The organism is Streptomyces sp. NPDC101237, from assembly GCF_044767465.1.
GTDB lineage: Bacteria > Actinomycetota > Actinomycetes > Streptomycetales > Streptomycetaceae > Streptomyces > Streptomyces gramineus.
Window position 1 is genome coordinate 157,572 of sequence record NZ_JBIWNY010000011.1, and the last position, 20,026, is coordinate 177,597.

The 20,026-nt window shown below is 71.4% G+C and carries 12 protein-coding genes and 2 pseudogenes; 3 read left to right on the forward strand and 11 right to left on the reverse strand.

Going from position 1 to position 20,026, the window contains the following annotated elements; genetic code table 11:
• Positions 1-11 precede the first annotated feature (11 nt).
• From ACIRQ9_RS19105 to ACIRQ9_RS19130, 6 genes are all read right to left on the reverse strand, one after another.
• On the reverse strand, positions 12-1,505 hold the full coding sequence (locus tag ACIRQ9_RS19105; RefSeq protein WP_404174286.1) for an SDR family NAD(P)-dependent oxidoreductase: 1,494 nt from the start codon (positions 1,503-1,505) through the stop codon (positions 12-14).
• 104 nt (positions 1,506-1,609) lie between these two features.
• Positions 1,610-2,935, reverse strand: a complete 1,326-nt coding sequence (locus tag ACIRQ9_RS19110; protein WP_404174519.1) for a wax ester/triacylglycerol synthase family O-acyltransferase — start codon at positions 2,933-2,935, stop codon at positions 1,610-1,612.
• A gap of 156 nt (positions 2,936-3,091) precedes the next feature.
• Positions 3,092-5,413, reverse strand: coding sequence for a GH92 family glycosyl hydrolase (locus ACIRQ9_RS19115; RefSeq protein WP_404174289.1), 2,322 nt, complete (start codon positions 5,411-5,413; stop codon positions 3,092-3,094).
• A 199-nt stretch (positions 5,414-5,612) separates the two neighbouring features.
• Positions 5,613-6,833: a glucose-1-phosphate adenylyltransferase gene (glgC, locus tag ACIRQ9_RS19120; RefSeq protein ID WP_404174292.1), complete on the reverse strand. Its 1,221-nt coding sequence runs from the start codon at positions 6,831-6,833 to the stop codon at positions 5,613-5,615.
• 92 nt (positions 6,834-6,925) lie between these two features.
• Positions 6,926-8,077, reverse strand: coding sequence for a glycogen synthase (gene glgA, locus ACIRQ9_RS19125; RefSeq protein WP_404174523.1), 1,152 nt, complete (start codon positions 8,075-8,077; stop codon positions 6,926-6,928).
• Positions 8,078-8,115: 38 nt separating this feature from the next.
• Positions 8,116-8,883 (reverse strand): (2Fe-2S)-binding protein, encoded by a 768-nt coding sequence (locus tag ACIRQ9_RS19130; protein WP_404174526.1) that lies wholly within the window; start codon positions 8,881-8,883, stop codon positions 8,116-8,118.
• A 231-nt stretch (positions 8,884-9,114) separates the two neighbouring features.
• On the opposite strand from ACIRQ9_RS19130, the pseudogene ACIRQ9_RS19135 reads away from it, so the two are divergent.
• A pseudogene (locus tag ACIRQ9_RS19135) lies at positions 9,115-10,275 on the forward strand (DMT family transporter); the annotation flags it as partial.
• 309 nt (positions 10,276-10,584) lie between these two features.
• On the opposite strand, the gene ACIRQ9_RS19140 reads toward ACIRQ9_RS19135, so the two are convergent.
• Positions 10,585-11,745, reverse strand: coding sequence for a transglycosylase family protein (locus tag ACIRQ9_RS19140; RefSeq protein WP_404174295.1), 1,161 nt, complete (start codon positions 11,743-11,745; stop codon positions 10,585-10,587).
• 352 nt (positions 11,746-12,097) lie between these two features.
• Here ACIRQ9_RS19140 and gndA point away from each other — a divergent pair, with 352 nt between their 5' ends.
• Positions 12,098-13,537 (forward strand): NADP-dependent phosphogluconate dehydrogenase, encoded by a 1,440-nt coding sequence (gene gndA / locus ACIRQ9_RS19145; protein WP_404174298.1) that lies wholly within the window; start codon positions 12,098-12,100, stop codon positions 13,535-13,537.
• Between the two features lie 709 nt (positions 13,538-14,246).
• Here the strand turns inward: gndA and ACIRQ9_RS19150 are convergent.
• The 4 genes and pseudogenes from ACIRQ9_RS19150 to ACIRQ9_RS19165 all read right to left on the reverse strand — a co-directional run.
• Positions 14,247-14,882, reverse strand: coding sequence for an aspartate/glutamate racemase family protein (locus tag ACIRQ9_RS19150; RefSeq protein ID WP_404174301.1), 636 nt, complete (start codon positions 14,880-14,882; stop codon positions 14,247-14,249).
• A 7-nt stretch (positions 14,883-14,889) separates the two neighbouring features.
• Complete coding sequence (locus ACIRQ9_RS19155; RefSeq protein WP_404174304.1) at positions 14,890-15,234, reverse strand: GNAT family N-acetyltransferase; 345 nt, start codon at positions 15,232-15,234, stop codon at positions 14,890-14,892.
• Positions 15,235-15,255: 21 nt separating this feature from the next.
• Positions 15,256-15,675, reverse strand: coding sequence for an aspartate 1-decarboxylase (panD, locus tag ACIRQ9_RS19160; RefSeq protein WP_351314095.1), 420 nt, complete (start codon positions 15,673-15,675; stop codon positions 15,256-15,258).
• Between the two features lie 885 nt (positions 15,676-16,560).
• Positions 16,561-17,067 (reverse strand): annotated as a pseudogene (locus ACIRQ9_RS19165) (transposase); the annotation flags it as partial.
• Between the two features lie 462 nt (positions 17,068-17,529).
• Between ACIRQ9_RS19165 and ACIRQ9_RS19170 the strand changes: the two are divergent.
• Positions 17,530-20,013: an alpha-L-rhamnosidase C-terminal domain-containing protein gene (locus tag ACIRQ9_RS19170; RefSeq protein ID WP_404174308.1), complete on the forward strand. Its 2,484-nt coding sequence runs from the start codon at positions 17,530-17,532 to the stop codon at positions 20,011-20,013.
• Positions 20,014-20,026: the final 13 nt, after the last annotated feature.

Genomic DNA, 20,026 nt, shown 5'->3' on the forward strand with positions numbered 1-20,026 from the left:
CCGGGCCGGGTTCACCACTTGCCAGGCTCGTAGTCCTTCAGGAAGACCCCGTACACGTCCTCGCCGTGCTCACCGCGCACGACCGGGTCGTAGACCCGGGCCGCGCCGTCGATCAGGTCGAGCGGCGCGTGGAAGCCGGCCTCGGCCAGGCGCAGCTTGTCGTAGTGCGGGCGCTCGTCGGTGATCCAGCCGGTGTCCACGGAGGTCATGAGGATGCCGTCGCTCTCGAACATCTCCACCGCGCTGGTCCGCGTGACCATGTTCATGGCGGCCTTGGCCGCGTTGGTGTTCGGGTGTCCGGCGCCCTTGTAGCCGCGGCCGAAGACGCCCTCCATCGCCGAGACGTTGACGACGTACGACCGGCCGCGCGCCGCCCGCCTCGCGGCCGCGGCCATGGCCGGCCGGAGCGCGCTGATCAGGATGAACGGCGAGGTGTAGTTGCAGAGCTGGGTCTCCAGGAGCTCGACCGGGGAGATCTGGTCGATGGTCTGCACCCAGGTGTTGGTGTCGACGACGTCCGGGACGAGGCCGCCCGCGTCGATGGCGGTGCCGTCGAGGTGCCGGGCGACGCTGGCGTTGCCCGCGACCAGCGCCAGGTCGGCGACCTGCTGGGCGTCGAGGCCGCTGGTGCCCAGCGGCAGTGCGGCCAGGCCGTCCACGGCGCCCGAGTTGAAGGCGCCGATGACCTGGTGGGCGGGCAGCTCGCCGGCGGGCAGCGGAGCGCTCTCGCCCTCGACCAGGGCCGCGTAGGCCGACGGCAGCCGTCGTACGGTCTGGGTCGCGTTGTTGATCAGGATGTCGAGCGGGCCGGCGGCGGCGACCTGCTCCGCGAGGGCGACGGCCTGGGCCGGGTCGCGCAGGTCGATGCCGACGACCTCCAGGCGGTGCAGCCAGTCCGCCGAGTCCTCCATCGCCTTGAAGCGGCGGATGGCGTCCTTCGGGAACCGCGTGGTGATCGTGGTGTGCGCGCCGTCCCGCAGCAGCCGCAGGGCGATGTACATGCCGATCTTGGCGCGGCCGCCGGTGAGCAGGGCGCGCTTGCCGGTCAGGTCGGCGCGGGCGTCGCGCTTGGCGCGGTTCAGGCCGGCGCAGTCCGGACAGAGCTGGTGGTAGAAGTAGTCGACCTCGACGTAGCGGCTCTTGCAGGTGTAGCAGGAGCGCGGCCGCTGGAGTATCCCCGCGATCGCGCCCTCCTCGGTCCGCGAGGAGGGCAGCAGGCCCTCGGTCTCGTCGTCGATGCGCTGGGCGGAGCCCGTCGCGGTGGCCTCGGTGACCGCCTTGTCGTGCGCGGTCTTGGCGGCCCGGCGCTCCTGGCGGCGGCGCTGCTTGACCGTGCGGTAGACGCCGGCCGTGGCCCGGCGCACCGCGATGGCGTCCGGGTGGTCGACCTCCAGCGTGTCCAGCTCGTCGAGAACGCTGAGGCAGACGGCGAGCCGCTCCGGGTCGATGCCCGGGCCGTAGACCACCTGGTCCTCGGCCGTCGGGCCGTCCTGTGTCACCGTCATCGTGCCGCCGCTTTCCCTGATCCACCAGCGGCGCTCCGACTCGCGCCCGCCATCGAACAGGGAATTTTACGGAGCGCCGGGCCCTACCTCCAAACCCGACCGCATCATGGATCGCAGACCTCGATCAGCGAGTCCACCTCGTCGGTCACCGCACGGGCGAGCACGTCGAGGTCCGGGACGGCCGCCGCGTCCGCGACGAGGCCGTAGTGGACCTGGTTGCGGTAGGTGGAGATGGCGACCGCGAGGGACTGACCGGGCGCGAGCGGGGCCAGCGGGTAGACCGCCGTCAGCGGGTGGCCGCCCAGGCGCAGGCCGAGGCCGGGCAGCGGGACGCTGGTGACCAGGATGTCGAACCAGAGCCGGGCCGCCTGGCCGACGAGCGGTCCGCCGAGCCGGTGCCCGAGAGCGGGCACGTGGTCGGCGAGCAGCGCGACGGCACCGGCGCCCCGGTTGGGGCCGGCGTCCTTGTTGCGGACCATCGCCGTGCGGACGCGGTCGAGGCGGGCGAGCGGGTCGGGATTGTCGACCGGAAGCCGTATCAGGTAACCGGAGAGACGGTTGCCCTGCGGGGCGACGGTGCGCGGACGGCGCTTGGAGACCGGGATCAGGGCGCGCGGCGCCACACCCTCGGTGGGGGTGCCGCGCTCCTCGAGCCAGCGGCGCAGCGCACCGGCGACGACGGCGATGAGGACGTCGTTGACGGTGCCGCCGACGGCCTTGCGGACCCGGTGCACGTCGTCGATGTCGAGATCGACGCCGGCGATGCTGCGGGTCCCGGTGGGCGTGGAGCGCAGCGCGGCGGACGAGCTGACGCCGAGGGCGGACAGGGCCACGGACGCGCCGATGTCCAGGGCCCGGCCCACGTCCGAGAGCGCGCCGCGCACCAGCTCCGGGACCTTGCGCACGTCCGGCAGGGCGGGCAGGGTGCGCGGCGGCTCGATCGGGCGCGGCGCGCGCTCGGGCAGGTCGAGCGGGTCCAGCACGCCGGCGGCCAGCTTGAGGGCGCGCAGCCCGTCGGCGAGGGCGTGGTGGAACTTGAACAGCACGGCGAAGGACACCCCGTCCTGGCCGGGCAGCACGTGCGCCTCCCACGGCGGCCGGCCGCGCTCCAGCGGGCGTTGCATCAGCCGGCCGGCGACGGCGTGGAAGTCGTCGGTCGGAGCGTGCAGCCGGACGTGGTCGAGGGGGTCGAAGTCCGGGGCGGCCTCACGGGCGGCGCCGCCGAACGCCAGCGGCTGCCAGACGTCCCTGATGCGCATGCGCAGTCCGGGCACGGCGGCGGCGCGGGCCGCGAGCAGGTCGGCCGCGTGGGCGCCGGCGGTCGGCGAGTGCGCCGAGAAGACACCCAGCGCCCCGAGGTGCATCGGGTGCAGGTCGGACTCGATGTTCCAGAAGGCCAGATCGAGAGGGGCGAGCAGGTCAGCATGCACAGTCATCGAAAAGGGTGCCTCGCGTCGACAGAGGGGGGAATCAGCAGTCAAACGCCGACACCTGATTACGGTCAAGTACGATCACGCTACACACAGTTAACAGCAGATTAAGTCCCGCCTCCCCCGAAAGAGGCGGGACTCATGGGAAACCTGAGGTCACCTCAGCGCCGGCGGCGCCGCCTGGGGTGATGTACCCCACTCTGACGGGTGCGGGCCGACCGTGAACGCGAGCGAGCGCAGGGTGCGCAGCGAACCGTTCGTCAGATAGGTCCGGCCGTACGCCGATCCGCCGACCCGGACGGACTGGACGTACCGGTCGGCGGCCGAGGTGCCGGGCGCGGTCACCGTGAAGCCGCCGCTCGGCCAGTAGCGGCGGTCGAGCCGGATGTCGGCCCGGTCGAAGACGGGCGTCGACAGACCCCAGGTGCCGAATCCCGGCTGGACGGGGAAGAGACCGATCGACGACAGCACGTTCCAGGCGGACATGGTGCCCAGGTCGTCGTTCCCGGTCATCCCGGAGGGCCCGTCGGTGAAGAGGGTGAGCGCCGCGTGCACGACGTCGGTGGTCTTCCAGGGCCGGCCGGTGGAGAGGTAGGCGTACGGGGCGATGAGGTCGGGTTCGTTCATCGGGTTGTACACGGCCGCGTGGTAGTAGTCGTACGCGTTGCCGTGCACCCACACCTCGCGGGCGGTCTTCGCCGGGTCGGCGAGCAGCCGGTCGTAGGCGAAGAACGCGTCCAGCCGCCGGTCCGCGGCGTCCCTGCCGCCGATCAGGGAGATCACGCCGGGCAGGTCCTGCGGGACCAGCCACTGGTACTGCCAGGCGGTGCCCTCGTGGAAGCCGATGCCACGGGCCGGGTCCGGGTCGCCGGTGAAGACGCCGGAGGCGTCCCGGGCGCGGAAGAAGCCGGTGGAGGGGTCGAAGACGTTGCGGTAGTTCTGGGCCCGGGTGGCGTAGCGGGCGGCGTCGGCGCCGTGACCGAGGTCCCGGGCCATCTGGGCGAGCATCGCGTCGGAGAGCGCGTACTCGAGGGTCACCGAGGCGCCGTGGTCGTAGTCGGAGTCGCCGACCTTGGTGTGCGGGCGGCCCTTGACGTACGGCGCGAAACCGTCGGACAGGTACTCGGCGTTGGCCTCGCGGCCGACGCCCGGATTGGCGGCCGGCGGCACCCCGTCGGCGTTCTTCCGCAGCGCCCGGTAGGCGCGCTCCTCGTGCCCCTTGAGCAGGCCCGCCTGGTAGGCGGTGGTCAGGAACGGGGTGACGGGGTCGCCGGTCATGATGTTGGTCTCGACCGGGCCGTAGCCCCACTTCGGGAGCCAGCCGCCGTCCTCGTCGACCTTCAGCACCGACAGCGCCATGTCCCGGGCCTCGCGCGGGGCGAGCAGGGCGAGCAGCTGGGCCTGGGTGCGGTAGGTGTCCCAGAGCGACCAGTTCTGGTAGTACGTGAAGCCCGCCGAGCGGTGGATCCGACGGTCCCAGCCGGCGTAGCGGCCGTCCGCGTCCTCGCCGACGTTGGGCGCGAGGAAGGCGCGGTACAGGGACGAGTAGAAGGTGCGGCGCAGGGTCGCGGAGCCGCCCTGGACCCGGATGCCGGCCAGCCGCCGCTCCCAGGCGTCCCGGGCCTGCCGCCGTACCGCGTCGAACGACCGGCCGCCCTCGGCGCGCAGGTTGGCCTCCGCACCGTTGGCGTCGACGTACGACAGGGCGGTGGTCGCCTCCACGGTACGGTCCCGGGTGGTGTCGAAGCGCACGTAGGCGCCGTCGGCTCCGGTGCGGGCCCCGGGGGCGATCTCGGTGCCGTTCCAGGTGCCGTAGGCGGTGAAGGGGCGGCTGAACCGGGTGACCGTGTACACGGTGTACGGGGCGGTCTCCCGGCAGAAGCCGTGGCCGGTGATCTTGGTGCGGACGGTGTGGTCGTCCAGGATCTCGACCTCGCCGCGCACCGGCTTGTGCAGCGCCTGGCCCGCGTTGAGCAGGACGTTGGCCTTGTCGGTGGCCGGGAAGGTGTAGCGCTGGACGCCGGTGCGGGCGGTCGCGGTCAGCTCCGCGCGCACGCCGGAGTCGAGGCCGACGCGGTAGTAGCCGGGGCTCGCCTCCTCGTCGGCGTGGTCGAAGCCGGCCGCGTACTTGGCGTAGTCCGTCTGCATGACGTCCCCGGTGGTGGGCAGGACGGGCAGGTCGCCACCGATGCGGCAGCCGACGCCCGAGAGGTGGACCAGGGAGAAGCCGCGGATCCGGTGCTGCGTGTAGTCGTAGCCGGTGCTGTGTCCGGTGTCCGGGGAGAGCTGCACCATGCCGAAGGGCACGGCCGCGCCGGGGAAGGTGTTGCCCTCGTCCTGGGTCCCGATGAAGGGGTTCACCAGGTCGGTCAGGCGCCCGTCGGCCGGTTCGGCGGCTCCTGCGGCGGGGGCGGTGAGCAGCGCGGACGCGGTCAGCACCCCGGCCAGGCACAGCCGTGTGCGCCGGTTCCCTCTCATGTCGGAAGACCTCCGAAGGTTCGACATCGTTGTCTGCATCGTGAGGGGGAAAGACCGCAAAGCCTGGCAAATGGCGGGTTTCGGGTGCAGCGCGTCGCGGTGGGGCGCACGGCGACGTGGGACGGCCCGCGCCGCTCGGGGTACGACGGGACGGGCCCGGCGCGTGATCGGCGCCGGGCCCTGACGGGGAGGAGGAGGGCTACGAGACCAGTTGCCCCTTGCCGAGGGCGATCACCCCGGCCTTGGAGACCGTGTACAGCTCCGCGTCCCGCTCCGGGTTGACGCCGATGGTGGCACCGGGCGGGACCTCGACGTTCTTGTCGAGGACCGCGCCGCGCACCACCGCGCCCCGGCCCACGATCACGTTGTCGTGCAGGATCGAGCCCTGCACCACCGCGCCCGGGTCGACCCGCACGCCCGGTGACAGCACGGACCGGGTGACCTGGCCCCGGATCAGGCAGCCGGCGCTGATGATGGACTCGCTCGCCATGCCGCCGGCGTTGAAGCGGGCCGGGGAGAGCTGGTTGGAGTGCGTGTAGATGGGCCAGCTGCGGTTGAAGAGGTTGAAGGCGGGCCGCTCGGCGATCAGGTCCATGTGGGCGTCGTAGTAGGCGTCCAGGGTGCCCACGTCCCGCCAGTAGCCGCGGTCGCGGCTGGTCTCGCCGGGGATGTGGTTGGTGCCGAAGTCGTAGAGCTGGGCCTCGCCGCGGGCGGTGAGCTGGGGCAGTATCGAGCCGCCCATGTCGTGCACCGAGTCGTCGTCCTCGGCGTCCCGGTGCAGGGACTCCACGAGCGCCTTGGTGCTGAAGATGTAGTTGCCCATGGAGGCGAAGACGCAGTCGGGCGCGTCCGGCAGCCCCGGCGGGTCGGCCGGCTTCTCCAGGAAGGTCTCGATCGTCTGCCCGTCGGAACCCGGCTTGATCACACCGAACGCCGAGGACTCCGCGCGCGGGATCCGGATGCCCGCGACCGTGACACCGGCGCCGCTCTCGATGTGCTGCTGGAGCATCTGCCGGGGGTCCATGCGGTAGACGTGGTCGGCGCCGAACACCGCGACGTACTCGGGCTGTTCGTCGTGGAGGAGGTTCAGGGACTGCAGGATGGCGTCGGCGCTGCCGAGGTACCAGCGCGGGCCGAGCCGCTGCTGGGCCGGGACCGGGGTGACGTAGTTGCCGAGCAGGCTCGACATCCGCCAGGTGGTGGTGATGTGCCGGTCCAGCGAGTGCGACTTGTACTGGGTCAGCACGCAGATGCGCAGCACGTCCGCGTTGACGAGGTTGGACAGCACGAAGTCGACCAGACGGTACGTCCCGCCGAACGTGACAGCTGGTTTGGCGCGGTCCGCGGTCAGGGGCATCAGGCGCTTGCCCTCCCCGCCCGCGAGCACGATGCCGAGTACCGAAGGCCCACCACGACGCATGGCCGCTCCCCTCACCTTGGTGCTCCATGCCTGCCCTCGAAGCACTCCCGCTAAGCCTGTACCCGGATCGCGTCGAACAAGCGGCCTGCCAGTTACGACTGCTTGAGGATCTCCTCATAGAGCCGGACCGTGCGCCGTGCCACCGCGTCCCAGCCGAACTCCCCGACGGCACGCTCCCGTCCGGCCTCGCCCATCCGCCGGGCCGTCTCCCGGTCGCCCGCGACGGCGTCCAGCGCCCGGGCCAGGTTCGCCTCGAAGTCGTCGTCGAGGTCGACCAGCAGCCCCGTCCGGCCGTCCTCGACGACCTCCGGGATGCCGCCGACCCGCGACGCCACCACGGGCGTCCCGCAGGCCATCGCCTCCAGGTTGACGATGCCGAGCGGCTCGTAGACCGAGGGACAGGCGAACACCGCCGCGTGGGTCAGGAGTTGGATGACGTCCGGGCGCGGCAGCATCTGCGGGATCCAGTGCACGCCCGCCCGGACCCGGCGCAGCTCCTCGAACAGCTCCCGGAACTCCCGGTCGATCTCCGGGGTGTCGGGCGCTCCCGCGCACAGCACCACCTGCACCGCCGGGTCGATGTCCCGTACCGCGCGCAGCAGATGGGGCACACCCTTCTGGCGGGTGATGCGGCCGACGAACAGCACGTAGGGCCGGCCCGGGTCGATGCCGGTGCGGGCCAGCACGTCGGTGCCGCGGTCCGGCCGGTACAGGGAGGTGTCGATGCCGTTGTGCACGACGTGGACCTTCGCCGGGTCCAGCGCGGGATAGCAGTCGAGGATGTCCGTGCGCATCGCACCGGACACGGCGATCACCGCGTCGGCGGCCTCGATGGCGCTGCGCTCGGCCCAGCTCGACAGGGCGTAGCCGCCGCCGAGTTGCTCGGCCTTCCAGGGACGCAGCGGCTCCAGGGAGTGCGCCGTCACCACGTGCGGGACGCCGTGCAGGAGCTTGGCCACGTGCCCGGCGAGGTTGGCGTACCAGGTGTGGGAGTGCACGAGGTCGCGGCCCGCGAGACCGGCGGCCATGGCGAGGTCCACCGAGAAGGTGCGCAACGCGTCGTTGGCGGTGTCCAGCGCGGACCAGGGACGGTGCCGGACGACGCCGACCCCGCGGCCCTCGCCCCAGCAGTGCACCTCCAGGTCGACCAGCGGCTGCAACTCCCTGGCGAGGAACTCCACATGAACACCCGCGCCGCCGTAGACGTCCGGAGGGTACTCCCGGGTCAGCAGTCCCACTCGCACCCGCAACCCCCTGATCTCCACGGCCGGTTGTTCCATGGTCACCCAGATGCGGCGCTCGGGGAAGAGCGCGGTGGTTGTGTGAAACAACAGTCACCGCAGATCCCGCCGCCCGGAACCCGGTAGTAGAGGCAGCAGCTGCGCCGCCGGAAGCCAGGGCCGGTACGGACCCCGGCGGAGCGCAGCGACGGGTGCGCGAGGAGCGCGTCGCCGAGCGCGCGGACCCGGTCCACGTCCTCGGTACGGCCGTCGGCCCGCGCCCACCGCTCCAGTTCGCGGGCGGCCCCGGCCAGCGCGGAGGCGGCGTTGCCCCACAGCAGGCCTACGGCGACGCCGTAGCGGGCCCGCAAAGTCTCGGCCAGCGGCTGGAGATGGCCGTGCACGACGGCCTCCGCGAGCCTGTCCGGCCCCGCGCTGCCGGGCAGCGCACGGACCTCCGTCAGCCAGAGGTCGTCGGGGGCGGCGGCACCGGCGTCCCAGCGCAGCAGCCGGGCGTCCAGGTCGGGGAGGCGGCCGTAGCGGGCGGCGCAGCCGAGGGCGGCCGACCAGAGCCGGGCGGCCAGCCCCTGGTGGGCGATGGAGGCGGCGACGCGGAACTCGTCGGTGCGCAGACGGGCCGCCACCGTCTCCACCCGGGAGGTGAGGACGTCACGGTGGCCGTCCGGCAGGGACGTTCCATAGGCTGTCGCGAGAGGCGGCAGGCCGTCGATCCGGACCCCCGCCGGGTCTCCCGCCGCGGGCCGGAGAGTCCGCAGGACGAAGAAGCCGCCGAGCGGGCGGAGCGCGGCGAGATCGGGGTCCAGGTCCACGAACAGCAGTAGTACCAGGGCCGCCGGGACCCGGGAGCCGCGGGTCTCCACCCTCCGTCACCCACCCTGGGGATGATCGGAGACCTCCCCTACTCCATCGGTAGTACGAGGCATGGGGTGCTCAGGTACGACGACGGGAAGCGATCGGGCAGGCAGAGTGTTGCTCATGGAAGCCGACCGTTCACCGTGCGGGACCGCCCTGCGGATCCGTCAGACGCAGAGGAGCCACGCGTGAGTGCCCTCGCGTTGTCCGTGCTGCTGTCCTTCGTGTCCGCCGTCGCCTACGCCGGCGGAGCGATCGTGCAGGAGCAGGTGGCGGTCACCTCCCCCGGCGAGCGGTACGCGCCGCTGCGCCGCGCGAGCTGGTGGGGCGCGATGGCGCTGAACGGTCTCGGCGGACTGCTGCACGTGGTGGCGCTGGCCTACGGCCCGCTCAGCCTGGTCCAGCCGCTGGGCGCGCTCACCATCGTGTTCGCGCTGCCCATGGCGGCCCTCTTCGTCGGACGCCGGGCCGGGTCGACCGCCTGGCGCGGAGCGGTCATGGCCACGGTCGGCCTGGCCGGACTGCTGTCCCTGGTGGGCACCTCCGACTCCCACACCCTGGACTCCGCCGGACGCACCGGGGTCGCGGTGGTCACCGGCGGGGCGATCGTCGCGCTGATGACCGCGGGCCGCGCCGCGCACCGGCACCCGGCGGTGCGCAGCGTGCTGCTCGCCGTCGCCTCCGGCACGGCGTTCGGCATGTCCTCGGTGTTCACCAAGGTCGTGGCGATCGACTGGGACGGCGGTGCCGCCGTGTCCGACCTGCTCTGGCTGGCCGTGATCGGCGTGTACGCCGTCGCCGGTGTCACGATCTCCCAGGCGGCGTACCGCGGGGGCGGCCTCGCCGCGCCGCTGGCCACGCTGACGGTGGTCAACCCGGTGCTGGCCGCGGCGGTCGGCATCACGATGTTCCACGAGTCGTTCCGCTACGGCACGACGGGGACCGTGCTGGCGCTGGCCTGCGGTGTCGTCGCGATGGGCGGTCTGATCCTGCTGACGACCGAACGCATCGAGAGCACCCCGCGTCCCGCGGGCGCCACACCGGAACCCGAGACCGCGCAGGAGCCGCTGATCGAGGCGCTGGTGGACCTGGCCGAGGCCGGTCCGGCGAGGACCGACCGGACCGGGCGGGTCCCGGAGGCGGCTCTGACGCCGGCCGTGGTCCCGGCGGCGGCTCTGCCGCCGGACGACCCGATCGGAGCGGTCCCCACTGCGGCGGCGCTGCCGGAGGCGGCTCTGACGGCGGTGGCTCTGACAGCGGTGGGTCGGACGGCGGTGGGTCGGACCGGGGAGGCGCTGCCGCCGGAAGCGGCTGTGCCGACGGCGGGTGCGACCCGGGCGGACCTGGCCGAGGGCGGCCTCGCGGGCGCCGGGTCGGTGGAAGCCGACCTCATGCCGGCGGGTCAGGCGCCGCCGGACCTGGTAGAGCCCGACTTCTCGGCGGACGGCCGGGCTTCGCTGGATCTGGTGGAAGCGGACTTCGCGGCGGACGGTCCGGGCCGGGCGGAAGCGGGCCTGGAGGGAAGCGGCTTGGTCGACATGCCACGGCAGCGCACCGCGTCGGTGACGGACCTGGCCGAGTTCGTGCTCCCGGCCGTCGGCCACGTTCCGGCGCCGGGAGCCGACCGCCGCCGGATCCGGGTCGGATCCTGACCCGGGTCAGAGCCTGACGCCGCCGGCCCGGAGATAGGCGACCGGGTCGATGTCCGTGCCGAAACCGGGCCCCGTCCGCACCTCGAAATGCAGATGCGGGCCCGTGGCGTTTCCGGTTGAGCCCGACCGGCCGATCCGCTGCCCCGTGGACACGCCCTGTCCCGCCCGCACCGAGATGGCCGAAAGATGGCCGTACTGCGTGTAGCGGCCGTCGGCGTGCCGTATGACCACCTGGTAGCCGTACGAGCCGCCCCACCCGGCCGTGACGACGTGGCCGGCCTCGACCGCCTTCACGGTGCTGCCGGTGGGCGCGAGGAAGTCGACGCCGGTGTGGTAGCCCTTCGACCAGTGCGAACCGGAGGCGTGATACGCCGTACCGACCGGCGCGTCGACCGGTGCGACCAGGGCGTGGTCGCCGTGGGTGGCGGCCTTCTTCGTCCTGGACTCCGGTGTGGCCGCGGGCCTGGTGTGCGACGGCTTGGCCGCCTTCTTGGGGGCCTTCTTCGCCGGCGAGCGGGTCTCGGGGCCGCTCAGGCTCAGCCGCTGGCCGGGCAGGATCAGGTCGGGGTCGGGGCCGACCGTCGTCCGGTTGGCCGCGTACAGCCGGTGCCAGCCGCCGGCGACGTCCTGTTCGGCGGCGATCCCGGAGAGCGTGTCGCCGTGCACGACGGTGTACATCTCGGCCTTGCCGGCCCTGGACTGCGGTGTGGTCTGGGGCTGTACGTCCCGTACCGAACTCTTGGCGGGGCGGGTGGCGGCGCTCTCGGTGTGCACCTCGGGCGTGGCACCGCCGCGGCTGAGCCCGGCCTGGGCCGAGCAGACGGGCCAGGCACCCGGACCCTGACCGCCCAGGACCTTCTCGGCCACGGCAATCTGCTGGTCCCTGGTGGCGAGGTCCGCGCGCGGCGCGTACCGGGTGCCGCCGTAGGCCTCCCAGGTGGACTGGGTGAACTGGAGCCCGCCGTAGTAGCCGTTGCCGGTGTTGATGCCCCAGTCGCCACTGGACTCGCAGGCGGCGACCTTGTCCCAGGTGGACACGGAGGCCGCGTCGGCGGTCGCGGCCGCGGCCAGCGGAAGCGCCAGTCCGGCACCGCCCGCCGTGACCGTGAGCGAGGCCCGGTTGATCCTGTTCGGCTGGTACCGGCGGTGCCGGCCGCGTTCGGCCATGTCTGAGATCCCCCTCGCCACGCGCGTCAGGAAGGCCAAAAGTAAGCGCCCCGAACAGGCCATGACAAGGCAGCAATCAGCCGCCTCCGACACCTGACGGCGCACCGGCCCCGGCGCGAAGCGGCGCACGGCACGCCCGAGTTGATCCACCGTCAGTCCGCGGACCGTACGCCCCCCGGGTGAAGTGCGCCGCGAGAGGACTGAGGCGTCGGCGGCTGTGATCCGTATGTGCAAGTGCGGCCGGTCGAACGCCGAGTCAGGATGGCCTTTGGGCGATACTGGCGGGCAGGAGCGGCGGCAGCATCCCTTGCACGTTCTACGGGATCGACTTGATCTTTGAGGAGCAGGCGGTATGAGCACTTCGGCGCAGATCGGCGTCACGGGTCTCGCGGTCATGGGCCGCAACCTCGCCCGGAACTTCGCGCGCAACGGCTACACGGTGGCGTTGCACAACCGCACGGTGTCCAAGACACGCGAGCTGGTGGAGAACTTCGGGGACGAGGGCGACTTCATCGCGGCCGAGACCGCCAAGGAGTTCGTGGCGGCCCTGGAGCGGCCCCGCCGGCTGGTCATCATGGTCAAGGCAGGTGATCCGACGGACGCGGTGATCGAGGAGTTCGCCCCGCTCCTGGAGCCCGGCGACATGATCATCGACGGTGGCAACGCGCACTTCGCGGACACCAGGCGCCGGGAGAAGGCGCTGCGTGAACAGGGCATCCACTTCGTCGGCATGGGCGTCTCCGGCGGTGAGGAGGGCGCGCTGCACGGGCCGAGCATCATGCCGGGCGGCCCGAAGGAGTCGTACGACTCGCTGGGCCCGATGCTGGAGAAGATCTCGGCGAAGGCGTCCGACGGCGCGCCGTGTGTGACGCACATCGGTCCCGACGGCGCCGGGCACTTCGTGAAGATGGTCCACAACGGCATCGAGTACGCCGACATGCAGCTCATCGGCGAGGCGTACCAGCTGCTGCGGGACGTCGCCGGGTACTCCCCCGCGCAGATCGCGGACGTCTTCAGGACCTGGAACACGGGCCGGCTCGACTCGTACCTGATCGAGATCACGGCGGAGGTGCTGGCGCACGTGGACTCCGCCACCGGCAAGCCGTTCGTGGACGTGGTGGTCGACCAGGCCGAGCAGAAGGGCACCGGCCGCTGGACCGTCCAGATCGCGCTGGACCTGGGTGTACCGGTGTCCGGGATCGCCGAGGCGGTCTTCGCGCGTTCGCTGTCCGGTCACGCCGGTCTGCGAGAGGCCTCCCAGGGGCTGGCGGGACCGAAGCCGACGCCGCTGCCCGAGGCGGAGGCGGCCGCGTTCGCCGACCGGGTGGAGCAGGCGCTGTACGCGTCGAAGATCGTGTCGTACACCCAGGGCTTCCACGAGATCCAGGCGGGCAGCGACGAGTACGGCTGGAACGTCGACCTCGGCGCGGTCTCCTCGATCTGGCGGGGCGGCTGCATCATCCGGGCGGCGTTCCTGGACCGGATCCGGGCGGCGTACGACGCGCGGGCGGACCTGCCGAGCCTGCTGTCCGACGAGACGTTCGCGCGGGAGATCGCCGGGGCGCAGGACGACTGGCGCGAGGTGGTCATCGCCGCCACGCGCGAGGGGGTCGCGGTGCCGGGCTTCTCGGCGGCGCTGGCGTACTACGACGCGCTGCGGGCGGAACGGCTGCCGGCGGCGCTCACGCAGGGGCAGCGGGACTTCTTCGGGGCGCACACGTACCGGAGGGTGGACCGGGAGGGGGCGTTCCACACGCTGTGGGGCGGGGACCGTAGCGAGGTCACTGCGTAGGCGTAGGCGGTCGGTCTCGGCCGAGGTTGCGCTTCGGGCGCGGGTGAGCTGCGGGTTTGCACAGTTCCCCGCGCCCCTTGGTGTGTGGCCGCCGGCGTGCGATTGCGGGTGCGGGACGGTGGTGGGACCGCGCAGTTCCCCGCGCCCCCAGGTGAGTCGCCACCGACGTCCGATTGCGGGTGCCGGCCGGTGGTGGGACCGCGCAGTTCCCCGCGCCCCCAGGTGAGTCGCCACCGACGTCCGATTGCGGGTGCCGGGCGGTGGTGGGACCGCGCAGTTCCCCGCGGCCCCAGGTGAGTCGCCACCGACGTCCGATTGCGGGTGCCGGCCGGTGGTGGGACTGCGCAGTTCCCCGCGGCCCCAGGTGAGGGGCCGCCGGGCTGCGTTTGCCGGTGGGGGCTCGTCGGGGGGTGCGCAGTTCCCCGGGTCCCTTGGGCGGGCGGGGGGTCAGGTGAGGGGTGGGCCCGGTTGGGGGGTGGGGGTGGGGTCCGGGGGTGGTGTGGGGGTCGGTGCGGGCGGGGTGGGGACAGGGCCCGGGGCCGGGGCCGGGGGTGGCTCGGGGGTGGGGACCGGGCTGGGGTAGGGGTCCGGAGGCTGGGGCTCGGGGGGTACGGGGGTGGGCTGCGGGTTCGTCATGGCGTCCTCCGGCCGGTGGTTCGACTGCACCACTGGGGTGCACCCCTCGCGTACCCGGACGGGACCGGTGCACTCACCCGGCCGCCCGCGCGGCGGCGGCGAGGCCGGGGCGCGGGCTGGAGAGGATCGGCACGGACGTCGTCGTCAGCCGTTGGGCCGAGGTCATCGAGGCCTGGGCGAGGACGATCACGTCGGCATCGGTCACGGTGTCCGCGGCGGCCGCCACCAGGCGGGCGCAGCCCTCGACGTCCCCGGCCTCGAAACGGGTCCAGGCGTCCGCCACGACCTGGGCGCGGACGCGGACCGGGCGGTTCGCGCGCCGGGCCTCGTCCTCGATCAGGGCCAGGGTCGGAGCCAGGGTGCTCTCGACCGTCGCGAGGACCACGACGCGGGGCCCGGCCGTCACCGCGGCCGCCGCCATCGGACGGTCGCCCCGCACCACCGGGACGCTGACCCGGGCGGCGGCGCGTTCTACCACCTCGCCGATCGTAGAGCAGGTGCAGAGCACGGCCCGTACGCCGTCCGCCGCCGCCCGCTCCAGAGCGGCCGTGACCTGCGGTGCCACCGCCTCGGGGTCCTCCGCGCGGGCCCGGGCGAGGAGGTCGGGCGCCACCAGGTGGCGCAGTTCCAGGCCCGGGTGATCCTCGTCGCGCAGGGCGTCGAAGACGGGGACGTGCAGCGGGGAGGTGTGCAGGAGGGCGAGGGTCACTGGTCCCTCAGAAGCGTCCGGGATGGGCGACCAGCCACTCCTTCGCCGCGCGCAGCAGCTCGGGGTCGGCCTTCGGCGCCACCTCGGGGTGGCGTTCGGCCCACCTGACGACGTAGGGGCAGAGCGGGGCTACCGGGGTGCCCTCGCGCTCGGCGATGGCGTACAGCTCGCGGGCGAGGGAGCCGGCGATGCCCTTTCCCTCGTGCTCCGGTTCCACGATGGTGTGCACGGGCACCAGGGCCCGGGAGGGCGACTCCAGCACGAAGTACTCGACGTGGCCGACGACTTCGCCGTCGGCGACCGCCTCCAGACGGCCCGCCGCGCGGTCGTCGCGGATCTCGATGTCGCTCATGTCGCCCTCCTGGTCCGCCGGTCAGGCCGACACGGCCTGCGGGCTGCGCTCCTGGTCCGAGCCGGGTACCGGCTCGGCCGGGTCGGCGCCGAGCGCCACGACGCGGTTGTCGTGGTCCACGTGCACGACCCGCGGCCGAAGCGTACGTGCCTCGGCGTCGGTGACCTGAGCGTAGCTGATGATGATCACCAGGTCGCCGGGGTGGACGAGATGGGCGGCCGCCCCGTTGATCCCGACGACCCCGGAACCCCGTTCGCCCTCGATGACGTACGTCTCCAGCCGGGCGCCGTTGCTGATGTCGACGATGTGGACCAGCTCCCCCGGAAGCAGGTCGGCGGCGTCGAGCAGGTCGGCGTCGATGGTCACCGATCCCACGTAGTGCAGGTCGGCCTGGGTGACGGTGGCCCGGTGGATCTTGGACTTGAACATTGTACGCAACATCGGGGTACTCCCAAAATAGGCTCCCTGCCTGCGTTTTTGCAGGTCAAGGGCTGTTTGACACCCTACAACGAGTCGCATGTTCGGGCAGCTGCTCCCAGGTTTTCCAGGACTCATGCTGACCACTTGCTGACTTTCCTGACGCCTCGTCAGGTGCCTGGAGGAGGGCTTCGCCCACTCTCGCGGACCGACCGTGGCGACGGCCCAAGCCTACGCAGCACCCCCCGGAGGACGTCCGTGATCACCGTCACGCGGACGGTCAGGACGGCAGTCAGGAGCGAAGGCGCTCGACCGGAAGTCGGACCACGCGCCGCCAAGCGTCAGCTGGCCCAGGCCCCTCGTATCCCGCCTCAAGGAGGAGGCGCCCACAGCTCCATGAATCTGAGTGGCCGAAGCAGCGCGGCAACACAGCGGTGGATCGCCGGCTCGCCAAACCGGCGATTCTCACGACCATGACTGTGGCTCGCCCGGTGACTCTCGGCGGTGGCGCCGGCGGGCGTCAAGGACGTCTGGAATTCGACCAGAGCAGAGCGCGAACCGCTGCCGCGATCAGGCTCAGGCCGGCCTCAAGGAGCCATCTTGCCCGTGGGACCGCAGTCGCACCCCGACGAGACCCGCACTGATATCGACTTCGTCACGCAGGCGCCGTAGCGTCGAGCTCGTCCTTATGGACACCTATGAGGTCGCTGCGATGCTCAATATGTTCACGAGCTGGGTCTATAGAGAGGCATCGAAACTGGGCTTGAAGGGCTACAAGCTCGGCCGAGGCAGGAACGCCAAGGTCCTGTACAAGAAGGCCGAGGTCTTCAAGTGGCTGGAGCAGCAGAAGATCCATTAGAAGCGGGCATGTTCCTTGTTCGTCCGGGACTCACAGACACCCAGCAGTCGTCGACACAGCTTGGCGTCCCGCTCGGGGTCGGGCGACTCCTTCCACGTCTTGGTGCGTTGGAAGGTGACACCGCGACGGGCGAGCAGGCACCGTAACGCCTCGCGGCCGATCCGGATCACACGTCCGTGAACTTTCCGCAGGTAGGCGGCGAGCTTGCGGATGGACCAGCGGGTGAAGGGCTGGCCGAGCCTGGTCGGGCGGGTGGTGGCCGTCTGAATGACGAAGGCCTCGTCGTCAGGACTGAGAAGGCGGGGACGGCCTCCCGCCCACCGAGGGTCCAGAGCGGCCAGGCCGATCTCGTTGAACCGATGAATCACGTCGCGGACGGTGTCCTCGTCGGCCTGCACCAACTGCGCGATCACCGGGACCCGGTTCCCGCCGACCGACGCCAGCAGCATCATCGCCCGCCGGTAGCGCACCGAACCGGTGCTGCCGCGGCGCACGATCTGGTGCAGCTTCTGCCCCTCCTGGTCGGTCAACCTCCGCACAGGAACAGGCTCAGCCACCACACCCCCAACGATCGGACGGATGTCACCGCACATCCAACCGTCACGACCGCCGGCCCGGCGAACCTTCCCGGTCAGAGCACTAGCGGGCATGCACAGGGGTTGACCTCCTCGTGCTCTGCCACATAAGTTCCCTGTCGCAAGAGCGCACTGAAACGTTTCAATTCCGGTGGGCGAGCGTCCGCTGGGACTTGTCCGGTTGACGCTGCCTCACGCTTCGTTCCGGCGCGGGGGCACTGAACCGGGGCCCTTCACACCCTCGGAGCACACATGAGCACTCATCCCCCGAGCCGACGGCTCCGCGGGCGCACGACATCAGGTGCAGCGGTCACACTGGGTCTTGCATTCGTCATGGCGTTGCTGGCGCAGCCATCGGCAGTGTCTGCCGCGGCGGCCCCCAGCGCCGACTGGCGCCACTACGTGGAAACCCCGTTGCGGTCCGACGTCTGTCCGGTGGCCGCAGTGAGCACATCCGGCGACGTCACGGGCGCTCGCAACCTGGTGTGCGGCGGTTCCGGATCCGCGACGCTGACGTTTACAGACGGCGGCGACACCCCCACCATCCTGCTCGACTACGGGAAGGAGGTTGGCGGCATCCCGTATTTCACGGTCTCCGCCGAGACCGGCACGCCAACACTCAAGGCGGCCTTCAGCGAGGGCCTCCAGTACATGAGCCCCTCCGGTGACGGTTCACCCCCCTGGGGCGACGGCGACAGCTCCCGCACCGACTCCTACCAGGTCTCGGCCGCCGGCCCAATCACCAACCGGTTCGTGCAAGGCGGCGAACGGTACGAGCAGATCACGCTGAGCAGTCCCGGCACCCTGAAACTGAGTGCCGCCAGCATCCACTACATCGCCGATCGTACTCAAGCCGCCGGATACCAGGGACGCTTCGCGTCCAGCTCGGACGAACTCAACAAGCTCTGGTACGCCGGCGCCTACACCCTCCAGACCAACCTGACGCCAGCTCACTCCCTACCCGGAAGCTGGTCGGTAAGGGACGGAGCGCTCGACGCTGTCGGATCGAAGATCAACGACGGTGCGGGGATCCTGAACCGGGGGTCCACGTGGACCGACTACACGAGCACCTTCCGAACGAAGATCCTTCGCAACCAAGCCGGATGGTTCGTCCGCGGTCAAAGCGCCCAGGACGGATACCTGTTCATCCTCAATGACAGCGTCGACGCGACCGGCACACCGAACACTCTGCAGGAGTTCGACGTGCACGCCGGCGCCTACACCAGCCTCGGCTCCGTACCGCTTCCGGCCGCCCTGGACGCGGGTACCTGGCACACAGTGTCAACCACCGTCTCCGGCACCGGCATCACCGTCTCACTCGACAGCGTGAAGATCGCGGCCGTCGACACCTCGGCACTGCCTTCGGACGCCGTCGCACATCGCAACGGGACCGTGGGTTTTCGCGAGTTCGACGGCGAGGAAGCCTCGTTCCAGGACCTGAAGGTCACCAGCGGCTCGGGCGCGACCCTCTTCGAGGACGACCTGAATGCGGGCTCGGCCATCGGACGCTTCACCCCGCCCGGCTCCAACGCGCTGCCGTCCGTGCTCGACGGCGCCAGGCGCGACCGCGCGATCTGGTCCGGAGACATCAACACCGAGGGTCTGACCGACTTCTACTCAGTGAACAAACCCGAGTACATCAAGCAGTCCCTCAACGTCCTGGGCAGCCGTCAGCTCTCCAGTGGCTTCGTGCCCGGAGCCCTCACGCCCGCGGCCGTGGTGCACCTCGGGCCGCCCATTCCCGGGACCACCACCGTGTACTCGGCCTCGTACTCCATGTACTTCGTCACCGCACTGGCGAGCTACTACCTCTACACCGGCGACAAGGCGTTCGTCGACAAGGAGTGGCCGGTCGTCCAGCGCGAGCTGGCCTGGAACGCCACCCAGATCGACTCCAACGGCCTGTTCGCCACCCAGGCAGGAGTCGACGGCGCCGACTGGGACTTCTACGACGGTGACAAGGGCGGGGAAGTCTCCGCCTACAACGTTCTGTACTACAAGACGCTTCTGGATGCCGCGGACCTCGCCACGGCAGCGGACCGGCCGTTGGTGGCCGCGCAGTACTCCACCGATGCCGCGGCGCTCAAGGAGCGCATCAATGCCCGCCTCTACGACCCCGACACGGGCCTGTACAAGATCAGCGACACCCAGACCACCGGAACAGCTCAGGACGCCAATGCCACGGCCGTCCTGTACGGGGTCGCATCGCCCGCGCAGTCCAAGACGATCCTGGCCAAGCTCAAGACCAACCTCTGGACCACGCCCTACGGCCCGCTGCCCTACTCCAAGGACACCGGATACCGTGAACTGATCAGCCCCTTCGTCAGTGGGTTCGAACTACAGGCGCGGTTGGAGAACGACGACACCGCGAATGCCGAGGAGCTGCTGGACACGGAATGGGGCCACATGATCGCTCCGGGACCGGATCAGACCGGGACCATGTGGGAGAACATCTCCAGCACCGACGGCACGCCGGGTCTCGGATCGGGTGCGAGCCTGTCACACGGCTGGTCCACCGCGCCCACGTCGGCTTTGTCCGCGTACGTCCTGGGGGTCCGGCCCACGACCGCCGGATACGCGACCTGGACTGTCCAGCCCCACCCGGGCGACCTCTCGTGGTCACAGGGACGCGTACCCACCCCGCATGGTGACGTCGACGTCCACTGGACCCGCCGGGGGCCGGCCGGCCGCTTCACCCTCAGCGTCACCGTCCCCCACGGCACCCACGGCACGATCGCAGTCCCGGCGCAGGGGTCGGGCGGCACGGTCGTCACCGTCGATGGCAGGACGGTCTGGCGCAACGGTAGATTCTCGTCGACCTCCGGCATCACCGCCGGACATGCCGCAACAGGCTACGTATATCTGACGGTCAGCCGGTCGGGCAGCTACACCGTCACCGCAGCTCGGGGCAGCGGCTCGGCACACTGATGGCCTCGCGGGC

Coding starts and splice junctions, on each gene's coding strand:
- ACIRQ9_RS19140 (WP_404174295.1), bottom strand. CDS start 11,745: ATGGCCGAACGCGGCCGGCACCGCCGGTACCAGCCGAACAGGATCAAC.
- ACIRQ9_RS19155 (WP_404174304.1), bottom strand. CDS start 15,234: ATGAGCGACATCGAGATCCGCGACGACCGCGCGGCGGGCCGTCTGGAG.
- glgC (WP_404174292.1), bottom strand. CDS start 6,833: ATGCGTCGTGGTGGGCCTTCGGTACTCGGCATCGTGCTCGCGGGCGGG.
- gndA (WP_404174298.1), top strand. CDS start 12,098: ATGAGCACTTCGGCGCAGATCGGCGTCACGGGTCTCGCGGTCATGGGC.
- ACIRQ9_RS19105 (WP_404174286.1), bottom strand. CDS start 1,505: ATGACGGTGACACAGGACGGCCCGACGGCCGAGGACCAGGTGGTCTAC.
- panD (WP_351314095.1), bottom strand. CDS start 15,675: ATGTTGCGTACAATGTTCAAGTCCAAGATCCACCGGGCCACCGTCACC.
- ACIRQ9_RS19115 (WP_404174289.1), bottom strand. CDS start 5,413: ATGAGAGGGAACCGGCGCACACGGCTGTGCCTGGCCGGGGTGCTGACC.